This is a genomic window from Spirosoma arboris (assembly GCF_009754945.1).
GTDB lineage: Bacteria > Bacteroidota > Bacteroidia > Cytophagales > Spirosomataceae > Spirosoma > Spirosoma arboris.
In genome coordinates, this window is sequence record NZ_WPIN01000002.1 from 34,979 (window position 1) to 55,544 (window position 20,566).

At 50.7% G+C, this 20,566-nt stretch carries 7 protein-coding genes; all 7 read left to right on the forward strand.

Features of this window, described 5'->3' with window-relative positions:
- Window positions 1–65: 65 nt before the first annotated feature.
- The 7 genes from GO755_RS04160 (at window position 66) to GO755_RS04190 (ending at window position 20,545) form a co-directional block, all read left to right on the forward strand.
- Window positions 66–2,972: a hypothetical protein gene (locus tag GO755_RS04160; protein WP_157583392.1), complete on the forward strand. Its 2,907-nt coding sequence runs from the start codon at window positions 66–68 to the stop codon at window positions 2,970–2,972.
- A gap of 89 nt (window positions 2,973–3,061) precedes the next feature.
- Entirely contained in the window at window positions 3,062–5,953 is a 2,892-nt protein-coding gene (locus GO755_RS04165; RefSeq protein ID WP_157583394.1) for a hypothetical protein, read from the forward strand.
- 3 nt (window positions 5,954–5,956) lie between these two features.
- Window positions 5,957–9,379 carry a DUF6603 domain-containing protein gene (locus GO755_RS04170; protein ID WP_157583396.1) on the forward strand — a complete coding sequence of 1,141 codons (3,423 nt, stop codon included), beginning with the start codon at window positions 5,957–5,959 and terminating at the stop codon, window positions 9,377–9,379.
- Between the two features lie 128 nt (window positions 9,380–9,507).
- A complete protein-coding gene (locus GO755_RS04175; protein WP_157583398.1) occupies window positions 9,508–12,417 on the forward strand; it encodes a hypothetical protein in 2,910 nt (969 codons plus the stop codon).
- Window positions 12,418–12,422: 5 nt separating this feature from the next.
- Complete coding sequence (locus GO755_RS04180; protein ID WP_157583400.1) at window positions 12,423–16,964, forward strand: hypothetical protein; 4,542 nt, start codon at window positions 12,423–12,425, stop codon at window positions 16,962–16,964.
- 13 nt (window positions 16,965–16,977) lie between these two features.
- On the forward strand, window positions 16,978–18,741 hold the full coding sequence (locus GO755_RS04185; RefSeq protein ID WP_157583402.1) for a hypothetical protein: 1,764 nt from the start codon (window positions 16,978–16,980) through the stop codon (window positions 18,739–18,741).
- Window positions 18,742–18,865: 124 nt separating this feature from the next.
- The gene (locus tag GO755_RS04190; RefSeq protein WP_157583404.1) at window positions 18,866–20,545 is read left to right on the forward strand and encodes an AMP-binding protein; all 1,680 of its coding nucleotides are present in this window, start codon (window positions 18,866–18,868) and stop codon (window positions 20,543–20,545) included.
- Window positions 20,546–20,566: the final 21 nt, after the last annotated feature.

Consider the following 20,566-nt stretch of genomic DNA (forward strand, 5'->3'; position numbering starts at 1 on the left):
TAAGTAATCATAAAGCACTTATAGCGAACTAATTACATTCGATGACGTCCTAAACGCTCATCGCTATGAATGCTCCTCAACCGGGTTTTCATCCGCCTTACGACATCCATCTGCTCCGCGGTCAATCGATTGATTTGATCGTTTTTCTGGAGTTAGATAACACCGACGTAGGTACTTACCTCGACAATCTGGATGATGACCGTTCGGTGAGCTACCGTTTCTTCCCCAGCTTTATACCCTCTGCCGATCTAAAAATAAATATCAAAAATGATGGCACAGCCGATCGGCCATCCTGCCTGATCGAACTTCCAAAATCGGCCCCAATTGATTCGGCCTTCCTGATCAACAATTTCCTGGTTTTTGTGGAGGTAACCGACGATACCGACCCGGATGATATCTCCATTGCCCAAACCGCCATTCGGATTCACGTTCACCAGGCAATCCAGGATGTATGGGTAACACCGTCTCCATTAACAGTTTATCAGGAGATGGACACTGCCCGGTTTGGCGTCTATGCCCTGTTCGATGATGGCGTCGTAGCTGAAATTAGCAGCTTGTATACGGGTGACGACGATGACGACATTGATTACTCCATCACCAACCCCATTCAGCTCCGATGGACCTCGTCGACAGCCGATTTGATTAGTGCTGATGGTGATATTATACCCACCGACGACACGGACGACCATGAAGTTAAGCTCACCATGACCTATGACACCAAAACGCATACGGCAACGGGCACCGTGCGTATGTCGGACGTGTTGAATGCGGCACAGACAACCATTAAGGTTCGGGAAGTTGCCAATAGCGAATCACCGGGTTTTGCCCGTTTGATGGACGTTCCTAATATTCTTTTTTTACCCGAGGGATTCACAAATGCCGACGACTTTAACCGGCTCGTAGACAATTACGTTTCGGATCTGATCAGTAGTAAAATAACGGCTCCGTTTAACTGGCTCAAGGGCTCCATCAATTTCTGGTCGGCATTTGTTCCTTCACGCGAGAGTGGCATTACGCATAGGGCCACGCTGGATGTTCGCGAAAACGCCCGGAAAGCAGGTGACGATGGTCCTTCCATGCAGGGCACCCAGCCCTATAATGCTGAGAAGCCCGACGATGACGACGTCATGAACTGGTCGTTCGAAAATCTGCTCTATTACACAGGATATGCCCTCAAAAGTGACGAAGAGCTTGGCGATTTTCACCTACGGAAACGCTGGGAAAACACGACTCGCCTTACTGATAGTCAACTGAATACGCTGTTCCCGGATTTGGAAAACAATCCAGATCAGCCCGATATGTACGATCTGGTAACGTTGTGGAAAACCTTCGTTGATCGTCGGCTACCAAATGCTAAGGATTCAGCATTTGGGGTCATGGTAAATGACTACATCTCGTTCGATCGTGATGACGAGTATGCTGCTGTCGACTTTGACAAGCGACGGGTGCAACGCATTTTTTTAGACGATTTTCTGGAAGGCCTCAAAGATGTCCATGGCAATGCGATTGGCTCCGTTTTTGTGATGGGCACAACGTCGGGCGATCGAGGGAAAGATTACGCCAATATCGTTTTTCTCGTACCGGATACGTTTGGCGGACGCGAGCAGAATGCCGATGGGTATTTGTTTACATTGACCGGTGATGACGGTCTGGTAACGCTAATGGGCACCTTAGCCGATATCCAGGTTTCGGCAGCGCCGGTCAAGATTCCGGCCAAACTTTCGCTACTTCAAAAGTCGGTGCTAACTCATGAACTATGCCATTCCTTCGGGCTGGGTGATGAGTACGGGGAAACGACCCCTGATGATGACTATGATGATGAAGTCTATACGAGTTCGAAAGTAGCTTCCTGGCCGTTTTCTAAATATCGACTCCCCGCCTATAATACGGATGATGAGAGTAACATTCAGCCCAAAGCTGACTTCGAACGACCCAACCCGAATAAGCCTAATACCACCGAAATTGATGCCTACCGGATCAAATGGCGGTATCACCGCACCCAAAAAGGATCATTGGTTACGTCGCTGGCATTTGCCGCTAACAAGTTAACCGTTACCATTAAAGATGCTCGCGTAACGTTTGCGCCGGGCGAAACCGTTTTTTTGCGTAAACGACGGATTAATCGGCAGGTTCTTCGCCTTAAAAATATCGGTCATACGAAGCAGGCCGATATCATAAACCCAGAAACAGTACCAGCTAACTATCTATCGGAGCGAGCTACTATTAAAAGCATCAATGCCGCCGACAATAAGCTGACCGTAACAATCAAATCGGCGGCACAACAGGAGCTTGAATTAGTGCCGGGGCAAACTGCTTTTTTCAAAAAAGGAGAGCAGGTTCGTATCCGTCGCGAGCGCGTTTCCGATCCAATTCAGACCATTATCCGAACGCCCTCCACGACGGGTGCACCCGGCGATTCCATTGCCGTTCTGTTGTCACCCGCGCTCAAGGTGGAATCGACTGGTACTGGCCAGGTGATATTGTCAATTCCGGCTGGAACCTTGCAAACCGAACTTACCGAACTGCACGAAAACGAAGAGATCTTGCTGTATGCAGCCATAGCTGCCGATGGAGCAACCGCCCAGTATCCGTACGCCGAATTAATTAGCCGACGCATTCTGGATTATTTAAATACGAATGCCTATCCGTTGAATGCCAATACGAATAACGAGGAAATTATTGACGCCAGAAATATCCAGAATTCCTCTCTTCCAAAAGCACTGGTTCCCTGCTGCTCTCGTCGGAAGAAAGAAATTGTAGCTCTGTATTCGGGTGGAGACGAAGCTCATGGAGAGATCTATCACCCAACGGCCCAGTGTATGATGCGCAGCAATTCAATCGTCAGAAAGAAGAAAAGACAGTATGTCGAGCTGTGTGCCGTATGTCGTTACACGCTCATTAATATAATCAGCCCAGCTAAGTTCGGGAAATTCGATGAGGACTATATGAAGCGAAAAATTTACCCCACCTGACCGTTTTACGCCAAAACCGTACACTCAAAAGCTGCACAAACCTACCGTTTAATCAACTAACTTCCACGATGTTACCATAACTCAACTGTATGCGCGCACCATCCGTCCAGTTTCGTCCGGCAGTCGATGTTCATTTGCTTAGGGGGCAGTCGTTCCAGATTTTGAGTGATCCACCTACTGACCCTAGTGGTCCTTTCTTCACTCAGCTTCTGGAAGTCGATGAAAGTGCCCTCAATCAGCATCCGAACAGCAAGTATGATTTTTACTTCAGTTTCGATGCAACCAAAGCAGCTGACTTAGGTATTCATATTTCTAACCCGAGCACGAACCCACGGAAACCCAATTGCCTAATCACGCTGGATGCAACCGAACCCGCCGATAAGAATAACCGCATCCGCAACTTCTATCTCTTTGTTCGAAGTGAAGACTCCGATGATAGTTCCAAACAGGAAACCGCCATTCGGATTCACATCCATAATTCCATTTCGGAGGTCTGGATTGCCCCGAATCCACTGACCATTTACCAGGGCTTATATTATCGGGCTACCCTTTACGCCCGATTTGATGATAATTCGGTAGCCATGGCTGGTAATACTATTCACACGGGAAATCGCGGCTCCATTTCTACCTACAACATTTCCCCGCTTATTGACGTAACCTGGACATCCGACCTGATTCGTCCGGGTGAGAACACCATCCGGCCTGCGGGCTTTAGCGGCACCCATACGATATCGGCCGAAATCACGTACAATGGAATTACCCATACCGCAACGGCTCAGGTTATTATCTCAGATTTACTCACATCAACTACTCCTTTACGCGCTGAACTGGTTTCCACGGGCCTCAGCCCCGGCTTTAGTAAGTTGGATGAGGCAGTCAACGTTCTTTTTCTTGCCGATGGTTTCACTGCCGATCAGGACTATGCCTTTAAGGTTCTTATTCTGGATTACGTAGCTGATCTGGTCAACAAAAAAATAACATCTCCTTTCAACTTACTTAGGGGAGCTATTAATTATTGGATGGTCTTCGTTCCCTCGCGCGAAAGCGGGGCAACGTCCTTCGGGGAATTGATTGTTAACGAAGCACTTACTCCGGTTGGCACGACCTATCTGGAAGGCTACCCGGTTCCGTCTATTGTCGATCCAGAAAGTAACTCTGTGTTAGATTGGGGAATCCGAAACCTGCTCTACAACGTCGGGTTGCCCATCCTGCAAACAGGCAATGCTACCTATCAGGAGATTGGTAATTTGTGGAAAGCCACGACCTTGCTCAGCTCCGCCCAGGTGGATCAACTGACCGATAGCCGGACCGAGCTGATCGATCTGTGGCTGACACTTTCGCAAAGACGCTTGCCCGAGCCTCGCGATACAGCGTTAGGAGTAACGATCAATGATTATACAGCCGCCTTTACGGATCATAACTACGATCTGATTAACCTGGACTCAACCCGAACACAGCGGGATTATCTGGACGATTTTTTTGCTGGATTACGGGATCCCGACGGCAACCTGATCGGCACAACCTTTATCCACTCACCCAGTTCAACCCCCGATCCTACCTTGCCACGAGGAAAAGACTGGGATAACATCATTATTATAACAACCTCGAAGCGAGGGCGCGCCCAAAATCTGGATGGGTACATGTTCGCCAACATCGGCGATGAATCGACCGAACGACTGCATGGTGATTTCGGTACTATACGTGTAGCAATGGAACCACCTGACATACCAATCAAATTACCGTTAGATGCCAAGGGAACCATTACGCATGAGTTGTGCCATTCATTCGGACTGGGCGACGAATACGGCGAATCCCCGCCATTTAACAGTTATCTAAATAAGCCCGTCAATGCCTCACTAGTTGCTGACTGGCCATTCGCCCAGTATTCCGGCTCGGGCGCCGATTTGGATATTTTTAGTAACGTACAGACCAAAGACGATTTGCTGGTTCCAGTTTCGGATGGAACCCAGCGGATACAACCCTACCATATCAAATGGCGGTATCATCGCATCCAGACGTGTGCTACTGTTACTGCCCTTTCGGTTAATGCGAATACATTGTTATTAATAGTCAAAACTGGTCAGGCAGCTCCGTTTGCAACGGGCAACACAGTGTTTCTGCGCAAACGAAAGAAAAACGAAAAACTCTATACCCTGTCAGACTTTGGCTCAACGATACGATTATCGGTAATTCTGGATCCCGATCCGGTTCCGCCTGCCTTTATCGATATATGTGATATTGAGTCTATTGATTTGGCAACGGATACACTTCGGATAAAAACGCGCGTGGGTTTCCCCCCGGTTGACGCCTTTCAGGACATTCGACTGGAGAGCGGAAAAACAGCCCTGGTGCATGTCGGTCAAAAAATTACGATTCAGGAAGCGCCCGCTATCGGATCGATTTATACGGCTATTCGAAATCCGCCTAACAAGGTTCAATATGCCCTATCTCCTTTAGTAACGATTGCGAACGTCGATCCAGTCAACCATCAGATAACCATAACCATCCCTGCTGATTTCCCGGACTTTTTGAAAACGCTGACGCCGAACGATGATGTGCTGGTTTACCGACCTATCGACATGCCCGAAGGCAGCCGCTCCGCCGATTATCCGCATGCCGAACTGATTGCCCAACCGGTACTCAACTACCTGCTGGCGAATCCATACCCATTCAATGCGAATAGCACTTCCGATCATAATGAACTGATTGACAAGACGTCCAACTCACGAATTCCGGGTCAGTTAGTACCCTGCTGCTCCAGCCGGAAGCCGGAAATCATTGGATTATATTCCGGTGGTGTTAGCTATCATGGTGGCATTTATCACCCCGCAGCGAAATGCATGATGCGGAACGAAATGGATGGCGATAAGTTTGTGGAACTCTGTGCGGTATGCCGCTATACGCTGATCAACCAGATTGATCCGACCAAGTTTACCGAGTTTGATACCGATTACATGGCCCGGAATATTTATCCCGACTAAACGATGGGAACGTTAGAAGAACTCGCTAAACACCTGGCACTGGCAATTCGTCCGTTGGAAGACGCCGTGACCGATCCCGATCGGTTCCGAATTTTCCTATACAGGCTGGGGTGGGGTGTTACAGGCATACCAACCGCCTACACCAACCTCGGCACCGCCGTCAATACAGTAGTAACTGCCCTGGACGATCTGCTGGCCAACCCTGATCCGACCAAGGCGCTGGCCGTTCTGGAAAAAGTTAAGGCGGTTTACGAAGCTATTCAAGCCATTAATGAAGCGCCACCGGGCATAGCCGATGTCCCGGCTTTTCTGGCCGAAATTCAGGAGCGGCTTTTTGAGGTGCTTGTCGTTGATTACCTTACCGATGCCTGGCCGTTTCTGCTTAATTTCTTCAAAATGACGGGTGTCATTGAGCAGATTCCCATTCCGGCATCGGCCGATGGTAGTCGCCCGTCATTTATTCGGTTTAAATTCAACTGGGATCGGATTCCCCAAATACTGACTCAACCCGACCGACTCCCCGAATTTATTTATGGCTGGGGAACGCCTGATTTCAACTTTGAGCTATTTGCCGAGCATGCCCTGGAGTTGTTCTACGCCCTGCGCATCCCGGTTTCACTGGCGCGGGTAGATACAGAAACGGGCTACCGCTATCTGGATTTCACGACTAACAGTCCGCCTAATCCGCGTGTAAGGCAGTTGATCCGGCTTCCGTTTGCGTACATCAACATTGCGGGCCAGGATCGGGATTTGGGTCTGGCCATTCTGGATTTACCATCGGTTAATGGTAAACTGCCCGGACTGATTATCCAGCCTGCGCTTCCCTCCGAAATTACGGGACCTACGCTACGCATTCGGGAAGATGTGAATCTGATTATCAATGCTGGTTCTAATATTGCGTCGCTATTTGGCATCCTGATCCGACCCGATGACATTTCGGTCAAATACCCATTTCAGGATGGCCAGCTTCCCTCGGTCGGTTTTGGGGCTGGAATCGAGTATGCTCCTACTCAGGCCCAGACGTTAATCGGTGATGATAACGCAACCCGGCTGGAATTGAAAGGCGGTACGCTGGAATTCAGCTTTCTGTTCAATGGCAACGATCCTGAATTAAAAATTGGCGGCAGTCTCAAGGACTTCGCACTGGTCCTTAAAGCCAGTGATGCCGACGGCTTCATCCGAAAACTCATCGGCAGTGGTGAAACCCGAATGCCGTTTACACTGGGTTTCGAGTGGTCCAACAAGAACGGCATCAAGTTTACGGGGGGCGGTGGTTTTGAAGTCGCGATCTACCCGCACGTTGTACTTGGCCCGATTTCGATTGACGAATTACTGATTCGGCTGCACGGAGAAACCGATCCGAAACCGGCTGCCAAGCTCGAACTAGGCGCTAGTCTTAAAGCCGGATTAGGGCCACTGACAGTCGTGGTGCAGAATATCGGCATGGCGTTTACGATGACCTTCGATGGGGGCAATGCAGGGCCGTTCGATGTTGGTCTGGGCTTTAAGCCACCAACGGGTCTGGGGCTTTCGGTCGACGGTGGAGGCTTTTCGGGTGGCGGGTTCCTGAACTACGACGACACGAAAAAGGAATACACTGGCGGACTGGAATTGACATTTTCGGGCACACTTTCGGTCAAAGCCATTGGCGTTCTGACCACCCAAATGCCCGACGGTAGCGATGGCTTCTCGCTCCTGATTCTGATTACCGCCGAGTTTACACCCATTCAGTTAGGATTTGGGTTTACGCTCAACGGCGTCGGCGGTTTATTAGGCCTGAACAGAACCTATCTGCTCGACGAACTTCGGAAGGGCGTTAACGACAGCTCGCTCGATACGATTCTGTTTCCCCAAAATGTCATCGCCAATGCCACGCGCATCATCAATGATCTCAAGCGAATTTTTCCACCCCAGAATGGCCATTTTCTGATTGCGCCGATGGCCAAAATTGGCTGGGGAACGCCTACGCTAATCAGCATCGAACTGGGCTTATTGCTTGAAATCCCTCGTCCGGGTTTTGCAGTGGTGGGGGTGCTTCGGGTCAACTTACCCGATGAACGAACTGCCCTCGTAAAGATTCGGGTCAATTTCGTTGGGTACGTTGATTTCGATAAAGGGCAGATCTCCTTCGATGCGTCGCTGGTTGAATCGCGCATCCTGACGTTCCCGCTAACGGGCGATATGGCGTTGCGATTGTATTATAAAGAAAACGCCAATTTCCTGGTCTCGATGGGCGGTTTTCATCCGTCGTACACGCCCCCGCCCATGGGCTTGCCGACCTTGAAACGGTTGAGTCTGGTCATTTTTTCGGGCGATCCGAGTCTGAAAGCGGAGGCTTATCTGGCCGTTACGTCCAATACAGTGCAGTTTGGCGGAAAGCTCGAATTGTATGCCGGAGCGAGCGTATTCAATGTCTACGGATTCCTGTCGCTCGATGTATTAGTTCAGTTTTCGCCGTTCTATTTCATTGCCGATGTGACGGCCATGCTGGCGGTTCGGTCCGGTTCATCGACGCTGTTCAGTGTCAAAGTGCATCTGACGCTCGAAGGGCCAACGCCCTGGCACGCACTCGGAGAAGCCTCGTTCGAGATCGGTTTCATTTTCACGGTCACGATTACCGTCCATATCGATAAAACCTTTGGTGAAAAACGGAACGATCTGTTGCTGCCCGTCAATGTACTGGATCAACTGGTAGCCGCATTGAACGAAGCCAGCAACTGGAAAGTCGATTTACCCGCTGGCAATCAGCACGTCTCCCTACGTAAACTTCCGCAGGATCTGCAACATCTTATTCTGCATCCATTCGGAACGCTGAGTATACGCCAGAAAGTGGTGCCGCTTCGGTTGGAAATCGCGCGCTTCGGGTATCAGCAACCCGATGGTCCCCGCCGATTCGATATTACCAGTGTCAGCGTAGGGAACACAACAAGTACACCGACCGACGCTGATTATGAGAAAGAGGAGTTTGCGCCAGCACAGTTCATTCAGCTGTCGGACGCCGAAAAACTATCCCGTCCATCATTTGAACCCTTCGATGCCGGGCTTCGTGTGGGCGGTTCACCGCAACCGAAAAGCGATTACGCCGTCGGGCTCGATGTTGCCTATGAACTGATTTATGTTCCCGAGAAACAGGCTCCAAAGCGGCTAAAAATGGATTGGGGCCTTTTTGGGCTGTATCTGGGCACCAACGCTACGTCTCGATCACCTTTGGCGGAAGCAAAGAAAATGTCTTCGGTATTAGGTGCAGAAAAAGTCAGTATTCAACCCGAAACATTTGTCGTCGCCACAACCGATACGCTACAACTGCATGAGCAATTGGTCTTCACTACCGAAACCGAAGCCCAACTAGCATTAGGTAATTTGATTCGTCAGAACGGCGCCCTTGCCGACGCCCTGCAGGTATTACCGGCTTATCAGCTGAATTGAATGAAGATACGGGTTGCGTTAATGGCAGTCTGATTCGAAGAAATTAACCGCCGAACTAGTAGCCCACAGCTAAAGCAGTGGGCTAATAAGATGAAAAAATAATCGCCATAACCGTAAACCTCCGCCCCATGACCCTAGCCCGATATACATTCCTGCCCTGGCTGCGCCGGGGAGTCGCGAATCAGCTTACCCAGGCTCCTACACAGGCGCGGGCAACGCTGGACGTCAATCTGGTTATCAACAACGATACCGCTCATCCGATCAGCAAGCAGGTGAGTCTCATTGGGCCGGGCGACGTGGTGGGCATCAATCCGCAAATGATTGTGCGGACGGAGCCCCGTAATTCGATTACGGACTTTGAACCAAACTACCTGGCTTTCATCGAGTTTTACGACGAAGATTTCCCCTGGCGATACACGCCCGATTTGGTACAAACCAATCATCGGTTGACGCCATGGCTCACGCTCGTGGTGTTGAAAGAAACGGAATTTGAGAATGTGAATCTGGGGACAAGTCCGCTTCCAGCCATCAATCTGAAAGCCGCCCGAAATGAGGTTCTCCCCCCTCCTGCTGATGCCTGGGCCTGGGCGCACGTTCACCTGAACCAGCCCATCGAACACCCGAACGGGAACCCCAATCTAACGCAACTGGATACGCTGTTGACCAACTCTCCCGATCAGGGATCGGCTCGTGTTTTATGTCCACGGCATCTGGAATCCAACACGGCCTACCACGCCTTTCTGATTCCAACCTTCGAAATCGGGCGTAAAGCCGGCTTGGGCGAACCTGTTGCGGATACCGATCCCGCCCTGACCTTTTCCTGGGCCAGCGACGAAACCGACGAGAAAAACTATCCGATTTATTACCGCTGGTTTTTTCGGACGGGGGCGGGTGGTGATTTTGAATCGCTGGTACGGCTGCTGCAGCCCCGCGATATGGACAAGCGCGTGGGTATCCGGGATATGGATGTACAGGCTCCCGGTTTCGGTATGGGTGCTGTTTCTGTAACTCCCGACAACACGGTGGGTTTAGAAGGAGCTCTACTTGCCCCTACCACCGAACGAAAACCGAAAACAGCGCTCGATACCGTTAGTGATTTTCCCGAAAAACTGCAACCCATTGTCAACCTGCCAGAAGAAATTCTTGCCGCCAATCCCAACGCTGATCCAGTTATCAGCCCACCTTTATACGGAAAATGGCACTCCCTAATTAGCCGGTTGAGTCTTGATCCCGATGTCCAAAACTGGGTACACGAACTAAATCAGGACCCGCGCTATCGCGCTCCGGCAGGGATGGGCACGCTGGTTGTCCAGAAAAATCAGGAAGACTACATGCGCAAAGCCTGGCAGCAAATCGGCGATGTGATGTCGGCCAATCAGAAAATCCGGTTTGCGCAACTAGCCATGCTGACGAGTGCTCGACTCCATCAAAAACACCTTGCTCCGCTGGACGATGACTTACGGCTGGCGGTGACTAGTTCGCTCCATAAGAAAGTATTGGGTGGTGCGTCTACGGTTCATTATTTGGTCCAGCAAAGCCTTCTGCCAACGTCTACCCTAAGCGGTGCATTCCGAAAATTAGTACGTCCAAATGGCCTGGTTGCCAAACGATTGTCGGTCGATAAAACTACCGAAAGTGTCAAAGGGATTATTCAGGCGCTAAATGTGGGGAAACTTACGGCGGCTCCACCAAAGACCGTTCCTTCTCAGGATCAAACCTTGCCCGAACCAATCACGAAACTGCTTGACGCTAACCCAAAAATCGTAAAAAGGATACCGGCAAAGCCCGTTTTTGTATTGGCTCAACCGGGCAAAGGTGTGCAAACAACTCGAGTCACCGTACAACGGGACAATCCAGTGGCGGCAAAGTTCCGAAAAGCACTCACTGATTTTCACACGGTTCTGACTGAGCAGGTGGCGCTTCCGCCTACGCGGCAACCGGCAACGCTGACGAGTATGAGCCAGAAATTAGTCGATGCGCTAAATCCTTTTGCGAGCTTTCCGCTTCGGGTACTACCGAGTATTGTCAAGGGCGCGGGCAAGCCGGAGAAGCTGGATCAGGTGATGGCGTATCCCGATATCAAAGACGCCATGTATGAGCCTTTAGTCGCTGCCAATAAGGAATTTTTCGTACCAAACCTGAATCTGATTTCGCCAAATACGATCTCGCTGATGATTACGAATCAGCCATTTATCGAGTCGTACATGGTCGGTATCAACCACGAGTTTATGCGCGAACTGCTCTGGCGCGAATACCCAACCGACCAGCGTGGTACGCCTTTCCGGCAATTCTGGAAACCGATTGGCGATACGCAAACGGCGGCATTGCCGCCCAACCAGCAAGCTGAGAAATTGAAAGATATTCCGCCCATTCACGAATGGTTGCTCGAAACCCCTGATCACATTCACCTCGGCGAGCACAACAACCGCCAGACCGAAAGCGAGGACGGACTGCTGGTGCTGGTCATCCGGGGTGATCTGCTGAAACGTTACCCAAATACGGTTATTTACGCACAACAGGCCAAATGGGGCACCGATCCCGATCATCTGAACCGACTGGTTTTGGTCGATAGTACGGGCGAGGCCGTCGCCGATGGCGCTCATATCAAAAATCCGATTTACAAAGCCCAGATTGACCCCGATCTGCATTTTATCGGTTTCGATCTGTCAATTTCGGAAGCGAAAGGTCAGGTGAATTATGAAACGGCTGCTGAAAAACAACGTCTGGGCGATAGCGATTTAGGGTGGTTTTTCGTCATTCAGGAAGTACCGGGCGAACCCCGTTTCGGACTGGATGAAACTCAGGCAGTGGCGCCAAGCCCGCAGAAATGGGATAATCTATCCTGGGCAACGCTGGGCAATCAGCCTGTAATTGATCTTGCCCAACCCTTCGCTCAACCGCTAACGGGTCAGAACCCTGACAATATCAACTGGAATACCAATGCGGCTGATCTGGCCTATATTCTTTTCCAGAAGCCTGTGATGGTGGCCGTTCATGCCCGCGAAATGCTTAAAAATCTCGTCAGTTCTCAATCCTGAATACTATGAGTCGTACTGAACCGTCAACTATTCCACAGCGACAGATTTCACAACTGACTGATGACCTGCCTTTTGTGTTATTCCCCGTCCGGATTGAGACGCATTTTCATACCGAAGGCACCGTCCATGAATTATGGGTTCGGATTTACCCCGACGAAATCACGACGTTCACTCACGAAAAAGACCTCACTGCCGAAGAAATCAGTGAAGGGGAATCGTACTGGAAAAACGTCTGGGCAACCCGTACCGAAACCGATGAAGCTGGCGCAACTTTACGCACAACACTTTGGAACAGTTTAACCAAACGATTTGGCGTTAACCGGGCCGCGTGGGTGGCCCGACAAACGCAACCCACCAACTGGTCGAACGACTGGCGAACGCTGACGGAATTGGTTTTGAGAGAACAAGCTCCTCCCAAATCACAGGCGTGGACACAGGCGCCACATACCCGACTAATGCCAGATCAGTTCGTGGTCACGACCTACAGTGGTGGGCAAAAAATTTACGAGGTTGTGGGCAAACCTGTACCAGATACGTTGGTGCTAGGCCCTGATCCATTGAAGGCAGATGGCGCTTTTGGTTGGAATGGCGATAATAAGCTGGTGATCAGCCCCGAAATGGCCTGGATGTTTGATTTCGATAAGGCGTTGGCTGTGGGGATGGCGGTCAAAATAGGTCTCGACGCGCCCTGGTTTCAGCAGGGTTTCGACCGATTGGTTGTGCTCGGTGTTCGGTTTTCGACCGATGCACATCAGAATCAAACGTTACTGGAAGAGCTTGTTCTGAACCACAATTATTCGACAGAAGGTTTAAGCATACTTCCGCAGGGAACGCCGACCAACAACACCGACAAGGCCTCGTCGGGTTATTCGTCTGCAACGTCGGCGGATCGGCAGCGGGAAGTGGAAGAAAATAAGCCGTATTTTTCGCCGGTCGATGAGTATTATCAGCAACAGGATGGGCAACGTCTCGCCGAAGCGCTGGGCGTTAGCAATGATTCACTCTTTTTCGTTCAAAACGCGGGTTCCAGCGACGTGGCCGAAGCGCTGGCGATGAACAATGCGCTCTGGCCCGCCACCTGGGGACTGTTTTTAGACGACGTACTGACACCACTAGTTAGCCGACCGAATCAGGCATTGGCCAGGCAGTTTTTTACCGAATTCGTGACGGGACGAGGACCGTTACCAGCCATTCGGGCAGGCAATCAACCCTACGGTTTGCTGGTAACGAGTAATCTGAAAACCTGGCAGTTCACACCTGCCGAGCTAGGTACCAATGCTGATTTCTGGACAAAACTGCTGAGTATTCTTCAGCAAATGCGTACCCAGTGGGAGCTGCTTTTAGCACAGGTCGCGTTTGCGGGTAAAGCGGGCGATCCGTTCCAGATTCTGATGAATATTATCGGCTTACAGGCGTCGTCGGTGGCGTATTCATCTCGAAAAGCAATCACGGACATCTATGCCTGGAATTATCTCAATTTTCAGGATACATCTTTGCTAACAGAGCAGAACTGGGTACGGATTCACCGATCCAAGCAGCAACAACTCAGCCGGTTGGGATTTGACACTGCCAGCGATTTCCTGCTGGAAAAGCTTATTTTTCAATCCCGAACGGACACATTGAACGGTCCCGTTATTGACGCCGACCCAACTTTACCATTGTCTGAAACTGATCCTATTCAGCCGTTCAATGGTACGGACAATTACATAGACTGGCTGCTAAAAAGTAACCTCGAAACGATTAGGAATCAGACGTTTCTCGATCAGAATAACCAATCCATTACCATTCCAAAAGCACTGTTATACCAGTTATTGCGACGAGCGTATTTGGAAGAATTCGGGCAGAGTATCAAAAAATGGCTGATCGCTCAGCAATTCATCACGGATTTCCCGGTCGAACAATCCATTCAAAATGTGGCTGGGCAAACCGACCTGACTAAGGCAGATTACTTACAGCTCGATGCTTCTGCGCTCCGGTTGACCACGACGAAAATTCCGGTCGGCGATTTTATCCAAACGCTCTTCCCCAAACCGGGCGAAACTTATTCTGGGCCAGCCGAGATGCTGCCGCTGCTGGGGGTAGTCAATGCGCTACAACAACTTCATAAGCTACCAACAGCCCGACTGGAGCGTCTTTTTGCCGAGCATATCGACTTATGCAGCTATCGGCTGGATGCCTGGCAAACCGGTCTCGTCGCCCGTCGGCTCTACAACCTCCACCACAATACGGATCATAAATACCTGAACAAAGGCACGTATCTGGGCGCTTACGGCTGGGTCGAAAATTTGAAACCCAATAGCGCAAAACAGGGATTTCCGCAGGATCAATACCCTAAACCACTTCAGGGCCCAAACACAAAAACGATTTACGAAGATGCCACCAACGGCGGCTACGTACAAACTCCGTCGTTGAGCCACGCGGTTACGGCGGCTGTGCTGCGGAATGCCTACCTGTCGCATGGCACCGATAACGCCCAGTTTGCCGTCAACCTGTCATCCGAGCGGGTTCGTCTGGCGCTAACGTATCTGGATGGCCTGCGTAACGGACAGGAATTGGGTGCTCTGCTGGGCTATCAGTTTGAGCGAGGATTGCATGATCGAAGCCTATTTCTTAATGAAGCCATTTACGTGCTACGCGACCGTTTCCCACTCATTTCTAAAAAGTTAACGCCTGTACCCGACGGCACCGCGCAGGAAGTCGTTGAGGCCCGAAACGTTATCAACGGGTATGATCTGCTCGATTATGCGCGAACCCACCCGCAACTGCAAGGCATTGCCGGTCTACCCGCCGACGGCTCAACCGAAAAAAACGCTCTACTAGCCGAACTCGACCGGCTCACCGATGCACTCGACGGGCTGGCCGATTTGTCGCTGTCGGAAAGTGTTTTTCAGGCTGTTCAGGGAAATTACGACCGAGCGGGTGGGATGATGCAGGCCATTTCGGAAGGCAAACTACCGCCCGATCCGGCAATTGTCAGCACACCCCGCTCCGGCACGTCGATTACGCACCGTGTGGCTCTCTGTTTGCAAACGACTGGCGCTGGCGATCGTCATTCCGCCTGGGGAGCCACGGCTTCTCCCCGAAGCAAAGCCAATCCGTTTGTGAATGAGTGGCTGGGCGAACGATTACCAAAACCCGAAACGATTCAATTTCACTATGCTGCCGGTGCAGTCGAGGATACGCTGACACTAGCTCAATTCGATATTCAGCCGCTTGATTTCGTCTTGATGACAGGCGCAGATTTAGGCACGCTTTCGTCGGAGTTAGAGCGCTGGTTGTCGGTTCAACTCCGGCAGAATTTTGCCGTTTCTGATAGCGTGCAACTGGTGCTTGATTTCCATACCGCAGCTGCGAATGCGACTTCATTAGCCGCACTGTTACCGTATTTACGTTCGTTGAAAAAGATCATTACGGAAGCCCGACCGTTGAACGCGCTGGACTTTCTGCTTCCGGCACAATCGTATCAGGAAGGTGAATCAAATCCGTCCGGCTACCAAAATAGCGAAGCGAAGAAAGCTGAATTGGAAACGGCTATAGCTGATCTTCAAGCTAAAATAGAAACCCTCAAAACGGCCACCGATGCGCTAAAAAGTGCGACGGATAGCGCTCGTGCAGCAGGTCAAACCACCATATCATCGTCTGCGCTGACCAACATTCGCACGGCTTTATTAACCATAGCGGCTTACGGCTGGATCGAAGCCTTACCAGCGACAACCGATGCCAATTCAGTTTTGGTGGCCGATGAGTTGGTTAATCAAGGGTCAAGTATCGTGCTTTTCCTGCAAAAGCAGCTTGATCCAAGTCTTTTTGATGACTTTGACACCCTGACTATTGACCAGCAGGTAGCGCGTTGCCGTGATGTTGCTCAACAGATTTACGGTCGGTCGTTTAATTGGGTGCCGACATTTCAATTCCATAATCAACCCCAATTGACCGATGCGCTTACACATAGTTCGGCCATGTTGAGTGGACCGTCGGAGCTGGTGATGGAAAACTGGTTGCAAAGCGTAGCGCGGGTGCGAACAGGTATGGAAACGCTGGAGACGATTGCGCTGCATCATGATCTGTATCAGGACAATCCGTTCTCGCTAACGCCTGTGCAACTACCTTACGTAGCGGGCGAAAAATGGGTGGGCGAAACCTTTTCCGAAACCCAGCGTCGGCAGGAACGGCTATCGCTGGCCATCCATCAGGCTCCGGCAACCATGACTGATTTACAGGCGGGTTGGCTACTCGACGAATGGACTGAACTGATTCCCACCGACAAGGAGACGACGGGCGTTACGTTCCAGTATGATCGTCCAGACGCCATGCCACCACAGGCAATTCTGATCGCTGTAGCGCCCGTTTTGAATGGGCACTGGAACTGGCTCGAATTGATGAGCGTCCTGAACGATACGCTTGACCGCGCCAAACTCCGCGCCGTTGAACCCGATATGCTGACCAATACGGACTATTTTCAGGTACTTCCCGCTGTACTCAATGACTTTTCTACGGGTGGATTTTCCACTGTTTTCACGCAGGGAAGCACACTAGCCCAATCCTAAACCAATACCTCGCATGGCTGATATAGATAAACTCCGTCCTTTATTTCTGAACCTCCCCATCTTTCAACCGGCCATTAAAGGCTGGAATCGGTTGGAAGGCAGCCCACGTCAGCGTGAAGTTGAACGGAGCCTGCGAGCCGAAGTACGCGACCCGCTCTGGATGCTTACCCGGCAGTGGCAATTCGGAGAGTTTCAGGGCGACGATGCGGGCTCACCCATTGACGCTCGCCTATTGACGCACCAGACCTTTCTAAATCGGTATGCAGTAGCGAATGGACCTACTCAACCGCTACCGATCGACATTCCACTCGAAGCCCGTGTGGAACGAGAATACCGATCCAATGATCTGGGTAGTCAGTTGCGTATTGGTCGGTATTTTGAAAAATTGCTTCGTAAAACGGTCTCTTCTACTCAATTCCAGCCATATAAAAACGAGTACGTTCGGCAATATTCCATCCCAGCCAGCGAACCGAATCCAACGTTCGACAAAGACACTGATCAAACACGGGAAGCCGTTGCCGGAAAAACCATCAACGGCGAGTTACTCTTACAAGCTGTCGCCGATGGCTCGCATACAGTCTGGGTAAATGGGAATACGATTATTTCGTCTTCCGACAAGACCTTACTGACTGGTATTGCTACTGATCTGGTGAATTGGGCTGCACAGTTTATGACTCAACCCGAGTCGAAAGAAGACAATGCCTGGTCGGGTACCCAACTGGAATACCAGTTTGCCTGTGCCGCCGAGGATACCGACGGTACACAAACCGTTCTGCGAGCCGATCAGTACGAGAATGGACAACTGGACTGGTACTCATTTGATGTAGATTCCGCCAGCACACTCGACGGTACGCTAAGCCAACCCATCAACCCATTGGACGAATGTCTGTCGTTTATTCCGGCCCCTGTCTCGTTTCAGGGTATGCCGCAACCCCGTTTCTGGGAAATGGAAGATGAACGCACCGAGTTCACCAAAATCGACACTAATACAACCGACGTTATCAAGCTCATTCTGACCGAATTCATGCTGTTGTATAGCAACGACTGGTGCGTTTTTCCCTACGAACGCCCAATTGGATCGCTGTGTGCTATTGGTGGATTAGTTGTGACCGATGTGTTCGGGCAACGCACGTTTATTAAACCAGCGGGTACAGGTATCGATGACGACTGGACTCGCTGGAGTTTCTTTAGCCTGAGTACCAACGCGGCAGCCGCTAACACGTTATCCCTTTTACCGCCATCGCTGGGAAAACCCCAGGAAAGTCAGCCATTGGAAAAAGTCAATTTCATTCGCGATGAGATGGCGAACAGTGTCTGGGCAATTGAGTCGGTGATACCGTCACCGCTGGATCGAGGCATCAATGGGTTCGAGTCGGCGCTGGCTGCGCAAAATGCCAGTTTATCGCCTGCCGCTGCTTTGCTTCCTACGGAGGCTAAAATCCGGTATCTGCTGGGCACCAGTGTCCCGTATAACTGGATTCCGTTCATTCCCGTCCACGTGGCAGGGAGCGACCGCGACATTCAGCTTCAACGCGCCCGAATGCCCGATCAGGCGGCTACGTTTAAAGGCAAGATCCTTGACCAACCCGCGCCTTATTTCGTGAACGAAGAAGAGGTGCCCCGGTCGGGAAAACTCATTACGCGCACCTACCAGCGAACCCGAACCACCGATGGCCGCGTCGTACTTTGGGTGGGTCGAAAAACCACTGCCGGAAAGGGCGAAGGCAGCAGCGGCCTCGCCTTTGATCAACTTCTTGATACGACCCCTTCAGTGTAAGAAACCGATCAGTTACTTCGAAACGTAACGAGTTTTAGAGTAGATTTTTCAGATTCCATTATTCTGATAATCATTTCTTTACAGGAAAATAAAATTTAAAAAACTTTCCTCTCCCGTAACGCTCATGTCTATCAGTAATATAGCACAGTCCGATAGTAGGCCGTTTATTGATTACTTCTACAAATGGGAGCGCGAAAAAGCCGATCAGGTGTATCTCCGGCAATCCGTGGGCACTACCTACATCGACTATACCTGGCAGGAGGTAGGTCGGCAGGCTCGTTCTATGGCAACCTATTTGCGCTCACTTGATCTGCCTCCGCAGAGCCCCATTGGTCTGGTCTCTAAAAACTGCCCACACTGGCTAATTGCCGATATTGCGATCCTGATTAGTGGTCATATATCCGTCCCTTTGTACCCAACGCTAACAGCCGATCAACTTCATTCTGTGCTCGAACATAGCCAGTGTACGGTGCTATTCGTAGGGAAACTGGACAACTGGAGTACGATGCGGGCCGGTGTGCCAACGGGTATGTTGTGCATCGCCTTTCCCGAAAACCAGCCCGATGTTATGCTGCGCCCCTGGAATGATATTCTGGCGATGTACCCGCCAATGGTCGAAAGTCCGAAACCAGAACCAGACGATCTGTTCACCATTGTTTACACCTCTGGCACGACTGGCAGGCCCAAAGGCGTTATGATCGACTACCGAGCTGCGGCCGCCATTGCCGAATCGACTCGTAACAAGACATTTCAGGACTTAGCGAACGCCCGTTTTTTCTCCTACTTACCCCTTTGCCACGTTGCCGAGCGAAACATCGTTGAAGCCCTTGGTCTGATCACGGGTGGCACTATTTATTTTGTCGAGTCCCTCGCGACCTTCTCTCAAAACCTGGCGGCTGCTCGACCAACGCATTTTTTGGCAGTCCCTCGTATCTGGACAAAATTCCAGCAGGGTGTTCTGGCCAATATGCCCCAATCCAGACTGAACAGGCTGCTTCAGATACCCATTGTATCCAGTTTGGTTAAGCGAAAAATTCGTCAGCGGCTGGGCCTTAACGACACGGTCATGATTCTGACCGGGGCGGCTCCCATGCCCATTCCGATGCTTCAGTGGTTCCGTCGGTTAGGCATATGTATTCAGGATAGCTACGGAATGACTGAAAATCTGGGAGCTGTTTCCATCATGCCTGCGGATAAAATCAAGGATGGAACCGTGGGCCGGGTCAATGATGGGATGAACGTTCGGATTGATCCAGCTACCGGCGAAATACTCACGCAGGCCCCCTGGAATATGCGGGGGTATTATCGCGATCCGGAACTGACAGCCAAAACGCTGACTTCCGATAACTGGCTGCACACAGGCGATATAGGTGAGCTTGACGCAGAAGGTTATCTCCGCATTACGGGACGACTTAACGACCTGTATAAGAGCCCAAAAGGGGAATTTATTATCCCGTCGAAACTAGAATCCGGGTTTAGTGAAAATCCATTTATTGATCAAATCTGCGTGATGGGTACCCAGTTGCCCCAGCCGATTGCGTTACTAGTACTTTCGGAAGTAGGCCAGAAAACATCCCCTACTGATGTCTCAAAAAGTTTGACCGACACGTTGATCGCGTCAAATAGTCAATTACATGCCTACGAACGCATCAAGAAAATCATTCTTGTTAAAGATACCTGGACCGTAGACAACAATCTGATGACGCCCACGCTGAAAATCAAGCGAAAAGAAGTCGAAAAACGGTATCAGGCAGCTATTGACGCCTGGTATGATCAGGATGAGGTTGTCGTTTGGGAAGCCTGATAGTGTGTTTTTTTGACAGGA

Coding starts and splice junctions, on each gene's coding strand:
- GO755_RS04160 (WP_157583392.1), top strand. CDS start 66: ATGAATGCTCCTCAACCGGGTTTTCATCCGCCTTACGACATCCATCTG.
- GO755_RS04165 (WP_157583394.1), top strand. CDS start 3,062: ATGCGCGCACCATCCGTCCAGTTTCGTCCGGCAGTCGATGTTCATTTG.
- GO755_RS04170 (WP_157583396.1), top strand. CDS start 5,957: ATGGGAACGTTAGAAGAACTCGCTAAACACCTGGCACTGGCAATTCGT.
- GO755_RS04175 (WP_157583398.1), top strand. CDS start 9,508: ATGACCCTAGCCCGATATACATTCCTGCCCTGGCTGCGCCGGGGAGTC.
- GO755_RS04180 (WP_157583400.1), top strand. CDS start 12,423: ATGAGTCGTACTGAACCGTCAACTATTCCACAGCGACAGATTTCACAA.
- GO755_RS04185 (WP_157583402.1), top strand. CDS start 16,978: ATGGCTGATATAGATAAACTCCGTCCTTTATTTCTGAACCTCCCCATC.
- GO755_RS04190 (WP_157583404.1), top strand. CDS start 18,866: ATGTCTATCAGTAATATAGCACAGTCCGATAGTAGGCCGTTTATTGAT.